The 21,675-nt window shown below is 75.3% G+C and carries 5 protein-coding genes; all 5 read left to right on the forward strand.

Annotation, left to right across the window (positions count from 1 at the left end):
* Positions 1-13: 13 nt before the first annotated feature.
* Positions 14-805, forward strand: a complete 792-nt coding sequence (locus AB0J72_RS49730; protein WP_363413150.1) for an FkbM family methyltransferase — start codon at positions 14-16, stop codon at positions 803-805.
* Positions 802-1,788, forward strand: a complete 987-nt coding sequence (locus AB0J72_RS49735; protein WP_363413152.1) for a Gfo/Idh/MocA family oxidoreductase — start codon at positions 802-804, stop codon at positions 1,786-1,788. Before AB0J72_RS49730 ends, AB0J72_RS49735 begins: the two co-directional genes overlap by 4 nt.
* A 153-nt stretch (positions 1,789-1,941) precedes the next feature.
* Complete coding sequence (locus AB0J72_RS49740; RefSeq protein WP_363413154.1) at positions 1,942-5,070, forward strand: non-ribosomal peptide synthetase; 3,129 nt, start codon at positions 1,942-1,944, stop codon at positions 5,068-5,070.
* Between the two features lie 101 nt (positions 5,071-5,171).
* Positions 5,172-19,319, forward strand: coding sequence for a type I polyketide synthase (locus AB0J72_RS49745; RefSeq protein WP_363413156.1), 14,148 nt, complete (start codon positions 5,172-5,174; stop codon positions 19,317-19,319).
* 35 nt (positions 19,320-19,354) lie between these two features.
* Positions 19,355-21,675, forward strand: a 2,321-nt coding sequence (locus tag AB0J72_RS49750; RefSeq protein ID WP_363413158.1) for a type I polyketide synthase, incomplete at its 3' end; no start/stop codon positions are given.

Genomic DNA, 21,675 nt, shown 5'->3' on the forward strand with positions numbered 1-21,675 from the left:
GGACTGGGCCACCATGACCGCAGCACCGCCGGAGCCGCAGCGCGTCGCGCTGCCGGACGACGGCCGCCTCGTCGCCGTCACCAACCCGCAGGACGTCCTGGTCTGGCCCAGCCTGAGCGAGGACTCGCCCTACGCCGACGGCATCGCCGGCCTCGGCGCCGGTGACGTCGTGATCGACGTCGGCGCGCACATCGGGCTCACCGCCCTGTACTTCACCGACAAGATCCCAGGCGTGCGGGTCCTCGCCTTCGAGCCGGCCCGCCGCACCAACGCGTGCCTGGCCGACAACGCCGCCCGGCTGATGCCCGGCGTCCGCGTCTTCGACGTGGCGCTCGGCGCCGAGCCGGGCACCGCCGAGCTGACGTTCCTGCCCAACCACACGATGATGGCGACGATCGTCAGCGACGACGCCGACGACGACCGCAACATGACCGCGGTGCTGCGCAACTTCGGCGTCGACGGCGAGGCGAGCGAGCAGTTCTGGCGGGAGTTCCGCGAGGGCACCGAACGGTACGAGGTCCGCGTCAGCACCCTCGCCGAGGTCCTGGACGAGGAGGGCATCACCGAGGTCGGCCTGCTCAAGATCGACGTCGAGCGCGGGGAGCTGCCGGTGCTGCGCGGGCTGCGGGCCGAGCAGTGGGCCGGGGTCCGCCGGGTCGTCGCCGAGGTGCACGCCGTCGACGGCAACCTCGACGCCGTCGTGGAGCTGCTGCACGCGCAGGGCTTCAGCACCAAGGTGTTCCAGGAGGACGTCTTCGTCGGGGGCAGCGTCCACATCGTCGCCGCGGCAAGGCCGGGCGCATGACGGTCCGGTTCGGCATCCTGGGCTGCTCATCGGTCGCGCGGCGGCGCAGCATCCCGGCCCTCGTCGCGCACCCCGGCGCCACCCTCACCGCGGTCGCCAGCCGCGACCCGGAGAAGGCCAAGGCGTTCGCCGCCGAGTTCGGCTGCGACGCCACCGGCTACGACGAGCTGTTGGCCCGCGACGACGTCGACGCGGTGTACCTGCCGCTGCCGACCGCGCTGCACGTGCCGTGGGGCCTGAAGGTCCTCGCCGCCGGCAAGCACCTGCTGCTGGAGAAGCCGTCGGCGACGTCCGCCGACGGTGCCCGCGAGCTCGTCCGCGCCGCCACCGAACGCGACCTGGTGCTGCGGGAGAACTTCACGTTCCCGCACCACGCCCAGCACGCCACGGTCGCGCGCCTGCTCGCCGAGGGCAGGCTCGGGCAGCTACGGTCCTTCAGCGGCGCGTTCTGCTTCCCGCCGCTGCCCGCCACCGACATCCGCTACGACGCCGGCCTCGGCGGCGGCAGCCTCCTGGACGCCGGGGTCTACCCGATCCGCGCCGCGCAGCTGCTGCTCGGCGACGACCTGACGGTGGCCGGCAGCAGCCTGCGCGTCGACGGCCGCACCGGCGTCGACGTGGCCGGGCACGCGCTGCTGGTCTCCGCCACCGGGGTCCTCGCCGACGTCAAGTTCGGCTTCGAGCACACCTACGGCGCCTCGTACACCCTGTGGGGCAGCGCCGCCAGGCTCACCGTGGACAAGGCGTTCACGCCCGTGGCGACCTGGCAGCCGGTGCTGCGCATCGAGGAGCAGGACCACAGCGAGGAGCTCGTCCTGCCCGCCGGCGACCAGTGGTCCGCCGCGATCGCCTCGTTCACGGCGGCCGTCACGGCCGGCCACGGCGCCGGCCACCCGGCCGAGGCGGCCGGGCTGCGGTCCATGGTGCGCACCATGGAACTGGTCGAGGACGTCATCCGCGGCGCGAAACGCGTTGCGGCTTAAGGGTTCTCCTAGAGATCGTCGTCGGCGCCGCTGCGACCTGTGACGGCGCACCATACTTCGTCTGCAGAAGTCGACGCCGCCGCACGGACGTGCCGCAGCGGCGGCCGGGACGCGACTGGTGTCGCTCGCCGGCGCGGCGAAAGGGAGGCTGACTTGCCGTCCACCGATCAGAGCCCCACGTTCCGCCGGGCGGTGTCGCCCGTCGAATGGTGGATCGCGGCGCACCCGCGCGGGACCGTGCCGGTGCTGCAGGTCGCGGTCGAGGGCACCGGTGCGCTCGACCCCGGCCGGCTCGCCGAGGCGGTCGCCGCCGCGTCGGACGCCTGCCCCGGCACCCGCCTGGCACGCAAGGGCCGGGAGTGGGTCGACACCGGCCGCCCGCCCGCGGTCCGCACCGCGAAGACCGGCGGGGTGCCCGTACACCGGCTGCCGGAGCTGCAGGAGCCGCTGCTGCACCGGGGCGGCCCCACCTGCGAGGTGCTGCACGTCGAGGGCCCCACTCCGGCGGTCGTCTTCCGCGCCTCCCACGCCGTCATGGACGCCGGTGGGGTGCTGCTGTGGGCGGGCGACGTGTTCCGGGCCCTGCGCGGCGAGCCGCTCGTCGGCGCCACCGACACCGTCACCGAGGTCGACCTGCTGCCGCCGCTGACGCAGAAGCCGACCCCGCCGGGCCTGCAGTACCCGGCGCTGCTCGGCGGGCGCGCCCCCGGCAAGGACCGCCGCACCCTGTGGCTGCGCCGCAGCGTCGACGGCTACCACCCCGGGCTCATCGCCCGCCTGGCCACCACGATCGCCCCGCTGTGCGGCGACGGCGACGCCCAGTTCGCGGTGCCGGTGAACCTGCGCCGGTACGCCCCGCAGACCCGCTCGACCGCCAGCCTCTCCCACAGCCTGCCCTTCACCGTGCCGGCCGGGCAGGACTGGGAGGCGACCCACGAACGCCTCCTCACGATGCTCGCCGAGGAGCGCGACGCGCAGGCCCGCCTCGACCCGGCGGTGCTGAAGATCCCGCAGCCGGTGCTGCGGCTCATCAACGGCGCCTTGGAGAGCAAGGCCACCAAGCAGAACCGGTACCCGTCGCACGCGTCCCTCGCCCACCTCGGCCGGGTCGACGTGGAGGAGTTCAGCACCGCCTCGTTCGCCGCGACCGCCCTGTACTCGCTGTCCAGCAGCCCCGCCGGCGGCCCCGTCGAGCTCGACGTCGTCGAGTGCGCCGGGCACACCGAGATCACGCTCAGCTGGCACGACGGGCCCGGCATCGAGGAGAAGGCCGCCGCGCTGCTGGACCGGATCGAGGAGGCCCTGTCCCCGGCGGCGCTGCGGGCAACGACCGCCGCTGTGCCTTCGACGCCCGGCACCGTGCCGCCGGCGTTCGCCGCGCCTTCGACGCTCGGCACCGTCCTGCCGGCGTTCGCCGCGCAGTGTGCCGCCACCCCCGACGCGCTCGCCGTCAGCGGCCCCGACGGCGACCTCACCTACGCCGAGCTCGACCGGCGCTCCCGCGTCGTCGCCGCCGCCCTGCGTGACCTCGGCATCGGCCGGGAGGACGTCGTCGGGGTGCTCGCCGACCGCACCGCCGCCGCCGTCGCCGCGATCTGGGGCGTCGTGCGGTCCGGCGCCGCGTACCTGCCCCTCGATGTGCAGCACCCCGACGCCCGCCTCAACGACATCCTCACCGACGCGGGCGCGCCGGTCTGCCTCGTGCAGCGCCCGCACGACACGCGCGCCGTGGTTCCGGACGGCTGCCGCACGGTGCTGCTCGACGAGCTGACCGGCGAGCCGCCGGCCGGCTGGACCGAGCCCGCCACCGAGCCCGGCGACCTCGCCTACGTCATCTACACGTCCGGCTCGACCGGCCGGCCCAAGGGCGTCGAGATCGAGCACGGATCCCTCGCCAACTACGCCGCCTGGGCGACCCGCTCGCTCGGGGTCGACGCGTCCACCCGGATGCCGCTGCTCACCTCATTCGCCTTCGACGTCTCGTGTACGTCACTGTTCCTGCCGCTGCTGGCGGGCGGGTCCGTGCTGCTCCCGCACGGCGAGCTCAACCACGCGACGCTGCGCACGCTGCTCACCGACGGCGCGCCGACGGTGCTGACGATGACGCCGTCGCTGCTGGAGCTCATCTGCGAGCTCGACGTGCGCCCCGCGACCGTGCGGGTCGTCGCCGCCGCCGGCGAGGTACTGCGCCGCAGCGTCGCCCTGCAGGCCCTCGACATGTTCGGACCCGAATGCCGGGTGATGAACCTGTACGGCCCGACCGAGGCCACCATCGAGTGCCTCGCCCACACCTTCGACCCCGCCACCGACACCGCGGCCGGGGTGCCGATCGGACTGCCGCCGGACAACTGCACCGCCCACGTCCTGGACGCCCAGCACCGCTTCGTCGCCCCCGGCGAGGCCGGCGAGCTGTACGTCGGCGGCGCGCAGCTGGCCCGCGGCTACCGCGGCCGGCCCGACCTGACCCGGACCCGGTTCGTGCGCCTCGCCGACGGCACCCGCGTCTACCGCACCGGCGACATCGTCCGGGTCACCGACGTCGGCGTGGTCGAGTTCCTCACCCGCGCCGACGACCAGGTCAAGGTCCTCGGCAACCGGATCGAGCCGGCGGAGATCGCGCAGACCCTCGAGGACCACCCGTCGGTCAGCCGGGCGACGGTCCTCGCCCGCAGCCGCTCCGGCGGCGACCACAAGCTGCTGTGCGCCTACGTCGTCGGCACCGCGCCCGACCCGGCCGAGCTGCAGGCGTTCGTGGCCGAACGGCTGCCCCGCTACATGGTGCCCGCCACCGTGACCGTGGTCGCGGAGCTGCCCCGGACCGTCAACGGCAAGATCGACGTGCGGGCCCTCCCGGACCCGTTCGCGGGCGCCGACGAGCCCCCGGCCGACCACTCCGACCGCGACGACGTCACCCGCGCCGTCGCCGCGATCTGGGCCGCGACGCTCGGCGCCGACCCCGACCGGCTCGCCGACGACACCGACTTCCACCAGCTCGGCGGCGACTCGCTGCTGATGCTGTCGATGGTCGCCGCCGTCTGCCGCGACGTCGTCGGCGCCGCCGCCGAGCCGTTGTTCATGGCCCGGCTCGGCGAGATCGTGCGGGAGCCGACGATCGCCAGGGTCGCCGCCATCGCCCGCGCCGCTCTCTCGCCGACCCCCGCTCTCTCGCCGACCCCCGCTCTCTCGCCGACCCCCGCTCTTTCGACGGCCCCCGCCGGAAGGTCGCAGGAATCGGCGACGCGGCCCGGCGCGGAGCAGCCGGCCGAGGCCGTCACCGCCTGACGCCGGACCGCGGCGACCAGACCGACCACCCAGCGCCGACCAATCACCGTGTGCCGCCCGGCCGCCGGGCGTCCGCACGCTGTCATGAGGAGCCGAGCGAGATGGCGAACGAGGACAAGCTCCGCGACTACCTCAAGCGCGTGACGGCCGACCTGCGCCAGGCCAACCGGCGCATCCGCGAGTTCGAGGAGCGCGACCGGGAGCCGATCGCCGTCGTCGGCATCGGCTGCCGGTTCCCCGGCGGCGTCACCGGCCCCGACGCGCTGTGGGACCTCGTCGCCGGCGAGCGCGACGCCGTCGGCGGCGTTCCGCTCAACCGGGGCTGGGACTTCGAGCGCATCTACGACCCGGTCCCGGGCCGGCCCGGCCGCACGTACGCCCGCGACGGCGGGTTCCTGCACGACGCGGACGCGTTCGACGCCGGCTTCTTCGGCATCTCCCCGCGCGAGGCCCTCGCCATGGACCCGCAGCAGCGGCTCCTGCTGGAGACCACGTGGGAGGCCCTGGAGGACGCCAGCCTCGACCCGTCCGGCATCCGCGACACCGAGACCGGGGTGTTCGTCGGCGCCAGCCACCAAGGCTACGGCGCCGCCCCCGACGGCGCCCCCGACGGCGTCGAAGGGCACCTGCTCACCGGCGGCGCCGCCGCCGTCCTGTCCGGGCGGCTCGCCTACACGTTCGGCACCCGCGGCCCCGCCGTCACCGTCGACACCATGTGCTCGTCGTCGCTCGTCGCGCTGCACCTCGCCGTCCGCTCGCTGCGGGCGGGGGAGTGCGGCATGGCCGTCGTCGGCGGCGCCACCGTCATGGCGGTCCCGCAGTCGTTCGTCGAGTTCTCCCGCCAGCGCGGCCTGGCCCCCGACGGGCGCTGCAAGGCGTTCTCCGACGACGCCGACGGCACCGGCTGGGGCGAGGGTGTCGGCGTCCTGCTCCTGGAGCGGCTCTCCGACGCCGTCGAGCGCGGCCGCCGGGTCCTCGCCGTCGTGCGCGGCTCCGCGGTCAACCAGGACGGCGCCTCCAACGGGCTCACCGCCCCGAACGGCCCGGCGCAGCAGCGGGTCATCCGGGCCGCCCTCGCCGACGCCGGCCTGGAGGCGTCCGACGTCGACGCGGTCGAGGCGCACGGCACCGGCACCACCCTCGGCGACCCGATCGAGGCCGAGGCGCTGCTCGCCACGTACGGACAGGGCCGCGACCCGCGGCGGCCGCTGTGGCTCGGCACCCTGAAGTCCAACCTCGGCCACACCCAGGCCGCCGCCGGGGTCGCCGGGGTCATCAAGGCCGTCCTCGCGATGCGGCACGGCGTCCTGCCCCGCACCCTGCACGTCAACGCCCCATCGTCGAAGGTCGACTGGTCCGCGGGTGCCGTGCGGCTGCTGACCGCCGCGCGGCCGTGGCCCGCCGTCGACCGGCCCCGTCGCGCCGGCGTGTCGGCGTTCGGCGCCAGCGGCACCAACGCCCACGTCGTGCTGGAGCAGGCTCCCGCACCCGTGGACGCTCAGCCTGTGGTGCCGTCGCTTCCGGTGCTGCCGTGGACCCTGTCGGCAGACACCGCCGAGGCGCTGCCGGCGCAGGCGGCCGCTCTCGCCGAGCACCTCGCCGACCGGCCCGACCTCGACGCCGCCGACGTCGCCCGGACCCGGGCCACGGCCAGGGCGCACCTGGAGCACCGGGCCGTCGTCCTCGGCGCCGACCGGGCCGCCCTGACCCGAGCCCTGGACGCGCTCGCCGCCGGGCTCCGCGACCCGGACGTCATCACCGGCACCGCCGACCTCGAGGCCGCTTCGGCCATGCTGTTCACGGGTCAGGGCGCGCAGTGGTCGGGGATGGGTCGCGGCCTCTACGAGGCGTTCCCGGTGTTCGCTGCGGCGTATGACGAGGTGCGCGCCCACGTCGAGGTGGACGACGCACGGCTCGATGAGACGCAGTGGACGCAGCCGGCGTTGTTCGCGGTCGAGGTCGCGGTGTACCGGTTGCTGGAGTCCTGGGGTCTGCGGCCCGACTTCCTCCTGGGTCATTCGATCGGTGAGCTGGCGGCGGCGCACGTTGCCGGGGTGTGGTCCCTTGAGGATGCGTGCAAGGTGGTCGAGGCTCGCGGTCGCCTCATGCAGGCGCTGCCATCTGGTGGCGCGATGGTGGCGATCCAGGCTTCCGAGGAGCAGGTCCGCGCGGCGCTGGTCGACGGTGTTTCGCTGGCCGCGGTCAACGGTCCCGACGCGGTCGTCATCTCCGGCGACGAAGAAGCCGTCTCAGCTGTGGCGGCGGGGTTTGCCAAGACGCGGCGGTTGAAGGTGAGTCACGCGTTCCATTCGGCGCGGATGGACGGGATGCTCGACGCGTTCCGCGCGGTCCTGAACACGGTCACGTTCAACTCGCCGCAGATCCCGATCGCGACGACGTCGATCGGCGACGTCACCGACCCCGACTATTGGGTGGCGCAGGTCCGGGGGACTGTCCGGTTCGCTGACGCCGTCGAGAGTCTGAAGGCGAAGGGTGTCACGAGGTTCCTTGAGGTCGGGCCCGACGGGGTGCTGTCGGCGCTGGTCGGCGGCATCCCCGCGATGCGCAAGGGGCGCGACGAGCCCGCCACCCTCATGGCCGCCGTCGCCGCCGCGCACGTCGCCGGCTGGTCCCCGGACTGGGCCGCGTTCCTCCCGGGCCGGCGGGTCGAGCTGCCCACCTACGCGTTCCAGCGGGACCGGTTCTGGCTCACCCAGACCCGCCGCGACTCCACAGTGGATGGCTGGCTCTACCGGGAGACCTGGAAGCGCCTCCCCGCGACCGGAGCGGCGCTCGACGGCACCTGGCTGCTCGTCACCCACACCGGCGACCAGGCGCTGCACGACGCCCTGACCCGCGCCGGCGCCACCGTCCGGACACTCACCGTCGCCGAGCACACCGACCGGGCGGCGATGACCGGGCTCCTCGCCGCCGCCGCGACCGGCGTCACCGGCGTCGTGTCGACCCTCGCCGCGTCCGCGACCCCGGCGCCCGGCCCGGCGCCCGTCACCGCCGGCGTCGCCGACACCCTCACCCTCGTGCAGGCCCTCGGCGACGCCGGCATCGGCGCGCCCCTGTGGTGCGTCACCGGTGGCGCCGTCAGCACCGGCCCCGGCGACCACGTCCGCGACCCCATGCAGGCCGCCGTCTGGGGCCTCGGCCGGGTCGCCGCCCTCGAACACCCTGACCGCTGGGGCGGCCTCATCGACGTCACCGGCGACCTGTCGCCGGTGCCCGGCCTCCTCCTGGGCCCCGAGGACCAGGTCGCGGTCCGTGACGGCACCGTCCACGCGCGCAGGATCACCAGAGGCGCCGGCGGGGCACCGGCCGGCTGGCGGCCCCGCGGCGCCGCGCTCGTCACCGGCGGCACCACCGGCCTCGGTGCCCAGACCGCCCGCTGGCTCGCCGGGCACGGCGCCACCCACCTCGTCCTGCTCAGCCGCCGCGGCGACGAGGCGCCCGGCGCCGCCGCGCTGCGCGACGAGCTCACCGCCCTCGGCGCCGGGGTCACCGTCGCCGCCTGCGACGTCGCCGACCGGGACGCCCTCGCCGCCGTCGTCGAGGCGGTCGAGGCCGAGCACGGCCCGATCCGCACCGTCGTGCACGCCGCCGGCGTCGGCGTCCTCGGCCGGCTCCGCGACACCACCGCCGCCGACCTGGCGGCCGCGACCGCGGCGAAGCTCGGCGGCGCCGCGAACCTCGACGCCGTCTTCGACCGCGACACCGTCGACCGGTTCGTCACGTACGCGTCCGTCGCCGGGGTCTGGGGCAGCGGCGACCACGGCGCCTACGCCGCCGCGAACGCCTACCTCGACGGGCTCGTCCAGGCCCGCCGCGCCCGCGGCCGGGCCGGCACGTCGATCGCCTGGGGCATCTGGAGCCCGCAGAGCGGCGGCATGGCCCGCGCCGACGTCCGCGCGTCGGCGAACTGGCACGGCATCGAGTTCATGGACCCCGCCGGCGCCCTCGACGCCCTGCACCACGTCCTGGACCGCGACCCGGCCACCGCCGTCGTCGCCGACGTCGACTGGGCCCAGTTCGCGCCGCTGTTCACCGCCGCCCGGCACCGCCCGCTCATCGCCGACCTGCCCGAGGTCGCGTCGCTGCTCGCCCCGCCCGCCGCGCCCGCCACCGGCGGGGTGGACGCCCGGCAGCTCGGGCTCGGCGCGCTGGAGGACCTCGTCCGGGCCGGCGCCGCCGAAGCACTCGGCCACCGGGGCATCGACGCCGTCAACGGCACCCGCTCGTTCCGGGACCTCGGCTTCGACTCCCTGACCGCCCTCGAACTGCGCGACTCCCTGGCCCGGTCCACGGGCCTGCGGCTGCCGACGACCGTCATCTTCGACTACCCCAACGTCGACGCCCTCGCCGCGCACCTGCACCGGGAGCTCGGCGGCGCGACCACCGCCGCGCCGGCCGCCGCCGCCCAGGCCGCCACCGACGAGCCGATCGCGATCGTCGGCATGAGCTGCCGGTTCGCCGGCGGCGTCGAGTCACCCGAGGACCTGTGGGCGCTGCTGAGCGACGGCGGCGACGCGATCGGCCCGATGCCCACCGACCGCGGCTGGGACGTCGACGGCCTGTATGACCCGGACCCGGACCGGCCCGGCCGCAGCTACGTCCGCGACGGTGGCTTCCTGCGTGACGCCGTCCGCTTCGACCCGCAGCTGTTCGGGATCTCGCCGCGGGAGGCCGTCGCCATGGACCCGCAGCAGCGGCTGCTGCTCGAGGTCGCGTGGGAGGTGTTCGAGGCCGCCGGCATCGACCACACCACGCTGCGCGGCACCCCCACCGGGGTGTTCGTCGGCGCCGCCGGCGGCGACTACGGCAGCCGCCTGCAGCAGGTCCCCGACGGCGCCGAGGGCCACCTCATCATCGGCACCGAGAGCAGCGTCGCGTCTGGCCGCATCGCCTACACGTTCGGGCTCGAAGGACCGGCCGTCACCGTCGACACCGCCTGCTCCTCGGGGATGGTCGCCACCCACCTGGCCGCCCAGGCGCTGCGCCGCGGCGAGTGCGACCTGGCCCTCGCCGGCGGCGTCGCGGTCATGTCGTCACCGGCGGCGTTCGTCGGGTTCAGCCGGCAGCGCGGCCTCGCCGCCGACGGCCGCTGCAAGGCGTTCTCCGACGACGCCGACGGCATGGGCCTCGCCGAGGGCGCCGGCATGCTCGTGCTGGAGCGGCTCAGCGACGCCCGGGCCCGCGGCCACCGCGTCCTGGCGGTCGTGCGCGGCTCGGCCCTCAACCAGGACGGCGCCTCCAACGGCCTCACCGCCCCCAACGGCCCGGCGCAGCAGCGGGTGATCCGGGCCGCCCTGCGCGCCGCCGGCCTGGAGGCGTCCGATGTGGACGCGGTCGAGGCGCACGGCACCGGCACCGCCCTCGGCGACCCGATCGAGGCGCAGGCGCTCCTCGCCACCTACGGCGCGGATCGGCAGACCGCGCTGTGGCTCGGGTCGCTGAAGTCCAACGTCGGGCACACCCAGGCCGCCGCCGGGATCGGCGGGATCATCAAGATGGTCCTCGCGATGCGGCACGGCACCCTGCCCCGGACGCTGCACGTGGGGCGGCCGTCGACCCACGTCGACTGGACCGCCGGCGCCGTGGAGCTGCTCGCCGAGGCCCGCGACTGGCCCGAGACCGGCCGCCCGCGCCGCGCCGGGGTGTCGTCGTTCGGGGTGTCCGGCACCAACGCCCACCTCATCCTGGAGGCCGCCGAGGAGCCGGAGGCCGCTCCCGCCGCGGCCGCGGGACCCGCCGCGGTGCCGGTCCTGCTGTCCGCGCACAGCGACGAGGCGCTGCGCGCCCAGGCCGCCCGGCTCGCGGCGCACCTGGCGGCGACCGGCGGCGACCTCGCCGACGCCGCTTGGACGCTGTTCAGCGCACGGGCCGCCCTGGCGCACCGCGCGGTCGTCGCCGGCACCGACCGGGACGGCATCGTGCGGCAGCTGGACGGGCTCGCCACCGGTACACCATCCGCCGCCACCGTCACAGGAGTCATCCGGGCCGGCGGGAAGGTCGCGTTCGTGTTCCCCGGACAGGGGTCGCAATGGCTCGGCATGGGCGTGGAGCTCCTCGACGCCGAGCCCGTGTTCCGGGAGCAGATCGAGGCGTGCGAGGCGGCCCTCGCGCCGTTCGTCGACTGGTCCCTCACCGCGGTCCTGCGCGGCGACACCGGCGCGCACGGCCTCGACCGGGTCGACGTCGTGCAGCCGGTCCTGTGGGCCGTCATGGTGTCCCTCGCCGCGTGGTGGGCGTCCCGCGGCGTCACCCCCGACGTCGTCGTCGGCCACTCGCAGGGCGAGATCGCGGCGGCCTGCGTCGCCGGGATCCTCACCCTCGACGACGCCGCCCGGGTCGTCGCGCTGCGCAGCCAGGCGCTGTCGGTCCTCGCCGGCCGCGGCGGCATGCTCTCCGTCGCGCTCCCGCCGGAGCAGGCGACCGAGCGGCTCGCCCCGTGGGCCGACCGGCTCAGCGTCGCCGCCGTCAACGGCGTCGGCTCCGTCGTCGTCTCCGGCGACGTCGACGCGCTCGCCTCGCTCGCCGACGCGTGCGCGGCGGACGGGGTCCGGACCCGCCGCGTCGAGGTCGACTACGCCTCGCACTGCGCGCACGTCGAGGCGATCCACGACCGGCTCCTGGAGGTCCTCGCGCCCGTCGCGCCGCGGCCGGCGCGGGTCGAGTTCCACTCCACCGTCGGCGCCGACATCACCGGCATCGACGTCGGCGGCGCCGAGTACTGGTACCGCAACCTGCGCCACAGCGTCCAGTTCGCGCCGGCCGTGCGCGCGCTCGCCGACGCCGGCGTCACCGTCTTCGTCGAGGTCAGCGCCCACCCGGTGGTGACACCCGGCATCCAGGAGACCGTCGACGCCGCCGGGGTCGACGCGGTGGTCACCGGCACGCTGCGCCGCGACGACGGCGGACCCGTCCGGCTGCTCACCGCGCTGGGCACCCTGCACGCGCACGGCACCGCCGTGGACTGGACGACCGCGTTCGGTGCGGGGCGACGGATCGTCGACCTGCCCACGTATCCGTTCCAGCGGCAGCGGTACTGGCTGGACGCCCCACCACCCATGAGCGCCGGGAACGGCGTCGACGCCCTGTTCTGGCAGCTCGTCGAGCAGCAGGACCTTCAGGAGCTGGCCGCGACCCTCGCGGTGGCGCCCGACGCCGTCGAAGGGCTCCTGCCGGCGCTGTCGCGCTGGCGGCGGGAGCAGGCCGGCCGGGCGGCGCTGGACGGGTGGCGGTACCGCATCCGCTGGCAGCCCGTCGACGTGCCGGCCACCCCCGCCGGGCGGTGGCTGGTCGTGCTGCCCGCCGCCGACCGGGTCGGCGCCTGGACCGAGCACCTCGTCGCCCAGCTGCTCGCCGCCGGGGTGCGCGCGGACGTGCTGACGCTGCCCGCGCAGGCGGACCGGGCGACGACCGCCGCGCACCTGCGCACCGCCCTGGACGGCAACCCCACCCCCGACCGGGTCCTGTCGCTGCTCGCCCTCGACGAACACCCGTGCCACGTCGGCACCGCGCTGCCGTCGGGGCTCACCGCGACCGTCGCGCTGCTGCAGGCGCTCGGGGACGTGGCCTGCCCAGCTCCACTGTGGACGGTGACCCGGGGCGCCGTGCAGGTCGGCGCCGCCGACGCCGTCACCGCGCCGCTGCAGGCGATGACGTGGGGCCTGGGCCGCATCGCCGCCCTCGAACACCCCGACCGCTGGGGCGGCCTCGTCGACCTGCCCGCGGAGGTCACCGCCGCGACCGCCGCCAGGCTCGCATCGGTCGTCACGGGCCACGACGGCGAGGACCAGGTCGCCGTCCGCGGCGCCGCGACCTACGCCCGCCGCCTCGTGCGCGCCGGCAGCGGCACCCAGGCAGCCGGCCGGTGGCGACCCGACGGCACCGTGCTGGTCACCGGCGGCACCGGCGGGATCGGGGCGCACCTGGCCCGGTGGCTGGCCGCCGAGGGCGCCGGGCACCTGCTGCTCACCAGCCGGCGCGGACCGGACGCCCCCGGCGCCACCGAACTCGCCCAGCAGCTGCGGGACGCCGGCTGCGACGTCACCCTCGCCGCCGTCGACGTCGCCGACCGCGCCGCCCTCGCCGCGCTCCTCGCGGCCGTGCCCGAGGACCGGCCGCTGCGGGCGGTGTTCCACGCCGCCGCGATCCTCGACGACGGCGTCATCGACAGCATCACCGCCGAGCGGGCCGCCGCCGTCGCCGCGCCGAAGGCGGACGCCGCCCTGCACCTGGACGAGCTCACCCGCGAGCTGGACCTGACCGCGTTCGTGCTGTTCTCGTCGCTCGGCGGCACCCTCGGCGGCCCCGGGCAGGGCAGCTACGCCGCCGCCAACAGCCTCCTGGACGCCCTCGCGCAGCAGCGGCACGCCGCAGGGCTGCCCGCCACCGCCGTGGCCTGGGGCGTATGGGCCGGCGGCGGCCTCGCCGGCGGTGCGGTCGGCGAGTCCGCCCGCCGCCAGGGCATGCTGCCGATGGACCCGGGCAAGGCGATCAGCGTCCTGCACCGCGCCCTCGACGACGGCGACACCTGCGTCGTCGTCGCCGACGTCGACTGGCCCAGGTACGCGCCCGCGTTCACCGCGTCCCGGCCCAGCCCCGCGCTGCGCGACCTGCCCGAGGCGGCACCGGCCGAGGACGCCGCCGGCGTCCCGCTCGGCCGCGAGCTCGCCGGGCTCCCCGCCGCCGAACGGGAGGCGCGGCTGCTGCAACTGGTCCGCCGGCACGCCGGCGCCGTCCTCGGCTTCCCCGACGACACCGCCGTCGACCCCGGCCGGGCGTTCCGCGACCTCGGCTTCGACTCCCTCACCGCCGTCGAGCTGCGCAACCGGCTCGGCGCCGCGACCGGGCTCCGGCTGCCGGTGACGCTCGTCTTCGACCACCCGACCGCGACGGCCCTCACCCGGCACCTGCTGGGGGAGCTCGTCGGCGGCGAGACCCCGGCACCCGAGACCGCCGCCGTGCGGGCGGCCGATGACGACGACCCGATCGCGATCGTCGCGATGACCTGCCGGCTGCCCGGCGGCGTCGCCGGCCCCGAGGACCTGTGGCGGGTCCTCATCGACGAGGTCGACGCCGTCGGCCCGTTCCCCACCGACCGCGGCTGGGACCTCGACGGGCTCTACGACCCGGACCCCGAGCGGTCCGGCACCTTCTACACCCGCGAAGGCGGTTTCCTGCACGACGCCGCCGCCTTCGACCCCGCGTTCTTCGGCATCTCCCCGCGCGAGGCCCTCGCCATGGACCCGCAGCAGCGGCTGCTGCTGGAGACGGCGTGGGAGGCGTTCGAACGCGCCGGGATCGACCCCGCCGCCGCCCGCGGCAGCCGCACCGGCGTCTTCGTCGGCTCCAACTACCACGACTACGTCTGCCGGCTGCACGTCGCGCCCGAAGGCTTCGAGGGGCAGCTCGCCCTCGGCAGCGCGGGCAGCGTCGCGTCCGGCCGGATCGCGTACCTGTTCGGGCTCGAAGGACCGGCGCTGACCGTCGACACTGCCTGCTCGTCGTCGCTGGTCGCGCTGCACCTCGCCATGCAGGCGCTGCGCCGCGGCGACTGCACCCTCGCCCTCGCCGGCGGGGTCACTGTCATCTCCTCGACCGACACGTTCGTCGAGTTCAGCCGGCAGCGGGCCCTGTCGCCCGACGGGCGGTGCAAGGCGTTCTCCGCGTCCGCGGACGGCGCCGGGTGGGCCGAGGGCGTCGGCCTGCTCCTGGTCGAGCGGCTCTCCGACGCGGTCGCCAACGGCCACCCGGTCCTGGCCGTCATCCGCGGCAGTGCGGTCAACCAGGACGGCGCCTCCAACGGCCTTACGGCTCCGAACGGTCCGGCGCAGCAGCGGGTCATCCGGGCCGCGCTCGCCGACGCCGGGCTGCGCCCCGGCGACGTCGACGTGGTGGAGGCGCACGGCACCGGCACCAGCCTCGGCGACCCGATCGAGGCGCACGCCATCCTGGCCACCTACGGGCAGGACCGCGACGAGCCGCTGTGGCTCGGGTCGGTGAAGTCGAACCTCGGCCACACCCAGGCCGCGTCCGGCGTCGCCGGGCTGATGAAGATGGTCCTGGCGCTGCGCCACGGGACGCTGCCGCGCACCCTGCACGTCGACGCGCCCTCCCCGCACATCGACTGGTCGTCCGGCGCCGTCGAGCTCGTCACCGAGGCGCGGCCGTGGCCGGCCAGCGACCGGCCGCGCCGGGCCGGGATCTCGTCGTTCGGGATCTCCGGGACCAACGCCCACGTGATCGTGGAGGAGCCGCCCGCGGTGATCGCCGCGGCGGGCTCGCGCGCCGTGTTGCCGCTGGTGCCGTGGCCGGTGTCGGCCCGCACCGCGGATGCCCTCGACGGCCAGGTGTCCAGGCTGCGTGAGGTTACCGAAAATCCGATGGACGTTGGATTTTCCCTGGCGACTGGCAGGTCGATGTTCGAGCACCGGGCGGTGCTGCTCGGTGACGCGCAGGTCCGGGGACGGGTCCGCGACGGCGGAAACGCGATGCTGTTCACGGGTCAGGGTGCGCAGTGGTCGGGGATGGGTCGCGGTCTCTACGAGACGTTCCCGGTGTTCGCTGCGGCGTATGACGAGGTGTGTGCGCACATCGAGGGTCTGCGGGACGTCGAGGGTGACCTGCTGGATGAGACACGGTGGACGCAGCCTGCGCTGTTTGCGGTTGAGGTGGCGGTGTACCGGTTGCTGGAGTCCTGGGGCCTGCGCCCCGACTACCTGCTCGGTCACTCGATCGGTGAGTTGGCCGCCGCCCATGTTGCGGGGGTGTGGTCGCTGGAGGACGCCTGCAAGGTGGTCGAGGCCCGCGGAAGGCTGATGGGTGCGCTGCCGAAGGGCGGTGCGATGGTCGCGATCCAGGCGTCCGAGCAGGACGTCCTCGACAAGCTGGTCCACGGTGTCGAGATCGCCGCGGTCAACGGCCCGGACGCGGTCGTGGTCTCCGGCGACGAGGACGCCGTCACAACGGTCGCGGCGGGGTTCGCCAAGACGCGCCGGCTCAAGGTGAGTCACGCGTTCCATTCGGCGCGGATGGACGGGATGCTCGATGCGTTCCGTGAGGTTCTGGCCGCTGTGAAATTCAACGAGCCGGGGATTTCGATCGCGACGACGTCCGCCGGCGAGGTGACCGACCCGGAGTATTGGGTGGGGCAGGTCCGCGGGACGGTCCGGTTCGCCGACGCCTTCGAATGCCTGATGGCGAAGGGTGTCACGAGGTTCCTGGAGGTCGGTCCGGACGGGGTGCTGTCGGCGATGGTCGACGGGGTCCCCGCGATGCGCAAGGGCCGCGACGAGCCGCTCACGCTGATGACCGCCGTCGCCCAGATGCACGTCACCGGCTGGTCGCCGGACTGGACCCGGCTGCTAGCCGGGGGCCGCCGCGTCGACCTGCCCACGTACCCGTTCCAGCGGCAGCGGTACTGGCTCGACGCCCCCGCCGACGCCGCGGACCCCGCCGCGCTCGGCCTCGACACGGTCAGGCACCCGCTGCTCGGCGCCGGCGTCCCCCTCGCCGACACCGGCGGGCACCTCTTCACCAACCGGCTGTCGATCGCCGACCAGCCGTGGCTCGCCGACCACCGGGTCATGGACACCGTCCTGCTGCCCGGCACCGCCCTCGTCGAGCTCGCCCTGTCCGCCGGCGACGCCGTCGGCTGCGACCGGATCGAGGAGCTCACCCTGCAGGCGCCGCTGGTCCTGCCGGAGCCCGGCGCGCTGCAGCTGCAGGTGACCGTCGGTCCCGCCGACGGCTTCGGCACCCGCACGGTCCAGGTGCACTCCCGCGACGCCGGCGGCACCGACGACACGTGGACCGCGCACGCCACCGGCCGCGTCGCCGCCGCCCGCACCTGGGACGCCCCGGACTTCACGGAGTGGCCGCCCGCGGGCGCCGAACCCGTCGACATCGGCGGCCTCTACGACACCCTCGCCGACGCCGGGTTCGAATACGGGCTGGCGTTCCAGGCGCTGCACAGGGTGTGGCGCCGCGACGGCGTCGTCTACGCCGAGGCCGCCCTCGCCGACTCCGAGCGCGCCGACGCCGGCCGGTTCCTGCTGCACCCGGCGCTGCTCGACGCCGCCCTGCACACCCTGGCGTTCGCCGACGGCGTCGCCGGGCGCGGGGTGCTGCCGTTCTCGTTCGAGCGGGTGGCGCTCAGCGCCGTCGGGGCCACCGCCGTGCGGGTCCGGCTCACCGGCAGCGGCGCCGACACCGTCGCCGTCGACCTCGCCGACCAGACCGGCCGCCCGTTCGCGGCGATCGGCGCGCTCGCCCTGCGCCCGGTCACCGCCGGTCAGGTGAAGGCGGCCCGCTCGCAGCACCACGACTCGCTGTTCCGGGTCGACATGGTCATGAACCCGGTCGGGCCGGCCCGCGACCACACCGGGCAGCGCTGGGCGGTCCTCGGGCTCAACCCGGTCAAGCTCGTCAAGGCGCTCGGCGCCACCGGCGCCGCCGTCGAGACCTACCCGGACCTCGACGCGCTCCGCGACGCCGTGGCCGCCGGCGCGCCGGTCCCCGACCGGGCCATCGTCTCCTGCGCGGACCGGCCCGAGGGCGCCGACATGGCCGCGCGGGCCCGCAACGCCACCTACTGGGCGCTCGACCTCGTCCAGGGGTGGCTCGCCGACGAGCGGTTCACCGGGTCCCGGTTGGTGTTCGTCACCCACAGCACCGGCGGTGACACCGTCGACGACCTCGCCTGGGCGCCGGTGTGGGGCCTGGTCCGGTCCGCGCTGACCGAGAACCCCGACCGGTTCGTCCTGCTCGACCTCGACGACCGCGACGTCTCATACGCCGCGCTACCCGCCGCCCTCACCTGCGGCGAAGGCAACGTCGCCGTCCGCGTCGGCGGTGTCCACGTGCCGCGGCTCGCCCGGGTCGCCGCCACCCCCGGCGTGACCCCGTCGGCGACGTGGGACCCGAAGGGCACCGTCCTGATCACCGGCGGCACCGGCGACCTCGGCGGTCTCATCGCCCGGCACCTCGCCGCCGAGCACGGCGTCCGGCACCTGCTGCTCACCAGCCGCCGCGGCCCAGCCGCCGAGGGCGCCGCCGGGCTGCGGCAGGCGCTGCTCGACCTCGGCGCCGAGGTGACGATCGCCGAGTGCGACGTCGCCGACCGGGACGCCCTCGCCGCGGTGCTCGCCGCGATCCCCGCGGACCGGCCCCTCACCGGCGTCGTGCACACCGCCGGGGTCGTCGACGACGGGGTCGTGTCCGCGCTGACCCGCGAGCAGGTCGACACCGTCCTGCGGCCGAAGGTCGACGCCGCCCTCAACCTCGACGAGCTCACCCGCGGCCTGCCGCTGTCGGCGTTCGTGCTGTTCTCCTCGATGGCCGGCACGTTCGGCGGCACCGGCCAGGCCAACTACGCGGCCGCGAACACGTTCCTGGACGCCCTCGCCCACCAGCGCCGCGCCGCCGGCCTCCCGGCGCTGTCGCTCGCCTGGGGCCTGTGGGAGCAGGGCAACGGCATGACCGCCAAGCTCGACGGCGGCGACCTGCGGCGGATGGCCCGCGGCGGGCTCGCCCCGCTGTCGCACGCCGAGGGGCTCGCCCTGTTCGACGTCGCCTGCGTCGTCGACGAGGCCGTGCTCATCCCGGCCCGCCTCGTCGTCGACGCGATCCGGGCGGCCGCCGGGACCGAGGCGGTGCCGGCCATCATGCGCGGCCTCGTCGGCCGCCCCGCCCGGCAGGCCGTCACCGCCGGACCGGCCGCCGCCGAGGTGGAGACCCTCGCCGCCCGGCTGGCCCGGCTGAGCAGCGCCGAACGGCAGCGCACCCTCCTGGACCTGGTCCGGGCCGAGGCCGCGGTCGTCCTCGGGTACCCGGGCCCGGACGCGGTCGAGCCGGACCGCGGGTTCCTCGAGCTCGGCTTCGACTCCCTCACCGCCCTCGAACTGCGTAACCGGCTCGCCGCCGCCACCGGGCTGCGGCTGCCGGCGACGCTGCTGTTCGACTACCCGTCGCCGGACGCGATGGCCGGGCACGTCCTCGGCCAGCTCGTCCAGGACGACGCCGACGCGCCGTTCGCCGTCCTCGACGAACTCGAGGCCGCGGTCGACGCGATCGACGACGACACCCGGGACCGGCTCACGGACCGGCTGCAGCTGCTGCTCACGAAGCTCACCGACCGCGGGGCCGGCTCCGGGGCGGGCGTCGCTGAACGCCTCGACTCGGCCAGCGACGACGACATCTTCGCGTTCATCGACAACGACCTCGGTCTGTCGTAGCGACGCCCATCGCTTTCAGAAAGGTCCGGTCACCGATGAACGAAGACAAGCTGCGCGAGTACCTCAAGCGCGTGACGGTTGATCTGCACCGGACCCGGGAGCGGCTCAAGGAGGTCGAGGACCGGGCGCAGGAGCCGGTCGCGATCGTCGCGATGAGCTGCCGGTACCCCGGCGGCGTCCAGACACCCGAGGACCTGTGGCGGCTCGTCGCCGACGGCCGCGACGCCATCGGACCGTTCCCGGACAACCGCGGCTGGGACCTGGACAACCTGTTCCACCCCGACCCGGACCACCGCGGCACCTCGTACGGCAGCGAAGGAGGCTTCCTCTACGACGCCGACGAGTTCGACCCCGCCCCGTTCGGCGTCTCACCCCGAGAGGCGCTCGGCATGGACCCGCAGCAGCGGCTGCTGCTGGAGACGGCGTGGGAGGCGTTCGAACGCGCCGGCCTGGACGCGGCCACGCTGCGCGGCAGCCGCACCGGCGTGTTCGTCGGCGTCATGTACAACGACTACGGCGCCCGCCTCCGCGAGATTCCCGAAGGCATGGAAGGCTACGTCGGCAACGGCAGCTCACCCAGCATCGCCTCCGGCCGGATCGCCTACACGTTCGGCCTCGAAGGACCCGCGGTCACCGTCGACACCGCCTGCTCGTCGTCGCTGGTCGCGCTGCACCTGGCGGCGACGGCGCTGCGCCGCGGCGAATGCGGCCTCGCCCTCGCCGGCGGCGTGACCGTCATGTCGACCCCGAACACGTTCATCGGCTTCTCCCGGCAGCGCGGCCTCGCCGCCGACGGCCGCTGCAAGTCGTTCTCCGACGACGCCGACGGCACCGGCTGGGGTGAGGGCGCCGGCCTGCTGCTCCTGGAGCGGCTCAGCGACGCCGTCGCCAACGGCCACCCAGTCCTTGCGGTGCTCAAGGGCTCCGCCGTCAACCAGGACGGCGCGTCCAGCGGCCTCACCGCCCCGAACGGCCCCTCCCAGCAGCGCGTCATCAAGGCCGCCCTCGCGAGCGCCGGCCTCGCCCCCGCCGACGTCGACGTCGTCGAGGCGCACGGCACCGGCACCAGCCTCGGCGACCCGATCGAGGCGCAGGCGCTGCTCGCCACCTACGGTCAGGGCCGCGACGAGCCGCTGTGGCTCGGGTCGGTGAAGTCGAACCTCGGCCACACCCAGGCGGCGTCCGGCGTCGCCGGCGTCATCAAGATGGTCCTCGCCATGCGGCACGAGCGGCTGCCGCGCACCCTGCACGCCACCACCCCGTCGTCGCATGTGGACTGGTCCGCGGGCGCGGTCCGGCTGCTGACCGAGGCGCAGCCGTGGCCGTCCACCGACCGCCCGCGCCGGGCGGGGGTGTCGTCGTTCGGGGTCTCCGGCACCAACGCCCACGTCGTCATCGAGGAGCCGCCGGCCGTGGCCACCCCGGCGGCGGAGCGGGTCGCACCGCCGGTCGTGCCGTGGCTGCTGTCCGGCCGTACCGCGGCGACGGTGCCCGCGCAGGCCCGCCGGCTCGCCGCCGCCCTGGACGCGGCGCCCGGCCTCGACCCGGCCGACGTCGCGGTCACGCTCGCGACGGCGCGGACCACGACGGAGCACCGGGCGGTCGTGCTCGGCGCCGACCGGACCTCGCTGCGGGCGGCACTCGACGACCTCACGATCACGGGTGTCGTGGCTCCCGGCCGCTCCGCGATGCTGTTCACCGGCCAGGGCGCGCAGTGGTCGGGGATGGGTCGCGGTCTCTACAACAGCTTCCCGGTCTTCGCCGCGGCGTATGACGAGGTCTGCGCCCACATCGAGGGCCTGCGCAACGTCGAGGGCGCCGACCTGGATGAGACACAGTGGACGCAGCCTGCCCTGTTCGCCGTTGAGGTCGCGGTGTACCGGCTGCTGGAGTCCTGGGGTCTGCGCCCCGATCACCTCCTCGGCCACTCGATCGGTGAGCTGGCCGCGGCGCACGTCGCCGGGGTCTGGTCTCTTGAGGACGCCTGCAAGGTGGTGACCGCTCGCGGTCGTCTCATGCAGGCGCTGCCGGCCGGTGGTGCGATGGTGGCGATCCAGGCTTCCGAGGAGCAGGTCCGTGCAGCGTTGGTCGAGGGCGTTTCGCTGGCCGCTGTAAACGGCCCTGACGCGGTCGTCATCTCCGGCGACGAGAGCGCGGTCGAGGCGGTGGCGGCGGGGTTCGCCAAGACGCGGCGTCTGAAGGTGAGTCACGCGTTCCACTCGGCACGCATGGACGGGATGCTCGACGCGTTCCGCGAGGTTCTGGCCGCCGTGGAATTCAACGAGCCGGGGATTCCGATCGCGACCACGTCGACCGGCGAGGTGACCGACCCGGAGTACTGGGTGGGGCAGGTTCG

It is taken from the genome of Dactylosporangium sp. NPDC049742 (assembly GCF_040674675.1).
Taxonomy (GTDB): Bacteria; Actinomycetota; Actinomycetes; order Mycobacteriales; family Micromonosporaceae; genus Dactylosporangium; species Dactylosporangium maewongense.

Bases quoted from the DNA above. Each gene is read 5' to 3' on its own strand.
- AB0J72_RS49730 (WP_363413150.1), top strand. From the start codon at position 14: ATGACCGCAGCACCGCCGGAGCCGCAGCGCGTCGCGCTGCCGGACGAC.
- AB0J72_RS49735 (WP_363413152.1), top strand. From the start codon at position 802: ATGACGGTCCGGTTCGGCATCCTGGGCTGCTCATCGGTCGCGCGGCGG.
- AB0J72_RS49745 (WP_363413156.1), top strand. From the start codon at position 5,172: ATGGCGAACGAGGACAAGCTCCGCGACTACCTCAAGCGCGTGACGGCC.